The 1,966-nt window shown below is 62.6% G+C and carries 2 protein-coding genes; one reads left to right on the forward strand and one right to left on the reverse strand.

The window, feature by feature from the left end; all coding sequences use genetic code 11:
- Positions 1 to 21: 21 nt before the first annotated feature.
- Complete coding sequence (ppk2, locus tag GXZ33_RS03600) at positions 22 to 921, forward strand: polyphosphate kinase 2 (protein WP_291339472.1); 900 nt, start codon at positions 22 to 24, stop codon at positions 919 to 921.
- A 55-nt stretch (positions 922 to 976) separates the two neighbouring features.
- On the opposite strand, the gene GXZ33_RS03605 is transcribed toward ppk2, so the two are convergent.
- Positions 977 to 1,600, reverse strand: coding sequence for a TetR/AcrR family transcriptional regulator (locus GXZ33_RS03605; RefSeq protein WP_291339473.1), 624 nt, complete (start codon positions 1,598 to 1,600; stop codon positions 977 to 979).
- Positions 1,601 to 1,966 lie beyond the last annotated feature (366 nt).

The raw sequence follows: 1,966 nt of genomic DNA on the forward strand, positions 1-1,966 counted from the left end.
GCAGTGACTAGACTTATGTGCATGGCTGAGCACAATGACGACGATCTCCCTGTCATCGATCTGGCGAAGACGGAAGGATATGTCGTCGACGATTCCGACGAAGACGACCCTGTACTTCTGCGCCCGGACGGCACCCCGATTGAGACTTGGCGGGAGAACTACCCGTACGAGGAGCGCATGACGCGCGACGAGTACGAGAAGACGAAGCGCCAGCTCCAGATCGAGCTGCTGAAGTGGCAGAACTGGACCAAGGACACCGGTCAGCGCCACATCATCCTCTTCGAGGGCCGTGACGCCGCCGGCAAGGGTGGCACCATCAAGCGCTTCAACGAGCACCTCAACCCCCGTGGTGCCCGTACCGTCGCGCTGGAGAAGCCGTCCCCGCGTGAGTCCACGTCGTGGTACTTCCAGCGCTACATCGCGCACTTCCCGTCCGCCGGCGAGATCGTGTTCTTCGACCGCTCCTGGTACAACCGTTCCGGTGTCGAGCGCGTCATGGGCTTCTGCACCGAGTCGCAGCACGCGGAGTTCCTCCGTGAGGTCCCGATGCTGGAGAACATGCTCCTCGGTTCGGGTATCTCCCTGACGAAGTTCTGGTTCTCCGTGACCCAGAAGGAGCAGCGCACCCGCTTCGCCATCCGTCAGGTCGACCCGGTCCGCCAGTGGAAGCTCTCCCCGATGGACCTCGCCTCCCTGGACAGGTGGGATGACTACACCCGCGCCAAGGAGGAGCAGTTCCGCTACACGGACACCGACGAGTCCCCGTGGATCACCATCAAGTCGAATGACAAGAAGCGCGCCCGCATCAACGCGATGCGCTACATCCTGTCGAAGTTCGAGTACACGAACAAGGACCATGACGTGGTCGGTACGCCGGATCCGCTCATCGTCCTGCGCGGTCGCGACCAGATCGGCGACTAGCTTCTCGACGCAGGAACGGCCGGCACTCCCCACCGGGGTGCGGGCCGTTCCTGTGTCAGGGCTCCATGCCCTTCCAGAGGAGGTCGAAGGCTGCACGGCCCCGCTCTATCGCCTCCGGTGAGTCGACGGGGATGCCGCGCAACACGCTCTGGATGATCCGGACACCGTAGATCGCGTCCATGGCGGCGTCGATGTCGACGTCCCGGCGGATCTCGCCGTTGTCCTTCGCCGTCTGGAGCGCGTGCTGCATGGACTTGAGGCGACGGGAGGCGTGCTTCTCCCAGTACACCTTCTGGAGCTGCGGGTTCGCCATCATGAGCTCGAGGTGCTTGCGGTAGTGTTTGTCGCTGTAGCCGCGGCCGATGCTCTCGTTCATGCGGTCGAAGAGGAGCTCCTCGAGGATGGGCTTGATCGGTCCCTCAAAGGTGTACACCCGGTTGGCACGCCCGTGGTCGAGGGCATCGGCGAGCAGCTCATTGAGGCTCGGCCAGCGACGGTAGATCGCGGAGCGGGAGGCCCCACTGGTGTCGACGATCTCCTGGATCGTCAGCGGTTTGCCGTCCCGGATGAGGCGGCGGGCGGCGTTGATGACCTGTTTGTCCAGTGCTTCGTTCGGCGGGCGTCCGGGGCCGTTGCGGACTGGTTTCGGTTCCTCACGCTCGGTGTAGCTGTATCTCATGATGGGTGCTCCCGGAGGGAAAGGTTCGTCTTTTTCCGTTAATGATCTCTGAGATTCAGATGAAAAGCCACTTAACGTGTGCGAATCTACACCCTCTATTTCCGGACCGGTTCTGACATGGGGAAACTCGCATATCAGAATCGACGGGGGTGTCAAGTGGGGTTCGTTGCCGGTCGCCGTTTCTGTGGATAACAGGGGGTTGTCCACAGGCCCACGACCTGCTTGTCGACGGAAGGTCAACGGGGGTTTATCGTCCGGGGCATGCACCTGCTCACCGCGTTCGAGGCCCTGCGCGCCATCCCCGTCCTGGAGGCACTGACCACCGGCACAGTGGACGTGGCAGCGCTGTCTGCCCTGGGCTTCAAA

The sequence above is a fragment of the Corynebacterium sp. genome, from assembly GCF_012838985.1.
In the GTDB taxonomy this organism is placed as follows: Bacteria; Actinomycetota; Actinomycetes; order Mycobacteriales; family Mycobacteriaceae; genus Corynebacterium.

Bases quoted from the DNA above. Each gene is read 5' to 3' on its own strand.
- ppk2 (WP_291339472.1), top strand. From the start codon at position 22: ATGGCTGAGCACAATGACGACGATCTCCCTGTCATCGATCTGGCGAAG.
- GXZ33_RS03605 (WP_291339473.1), bottom strand. From the start codon at position 1,600: ATGAGATACAGCTACACCGAGCGTGAGGAACCGAAACCAGTCCGCAAC.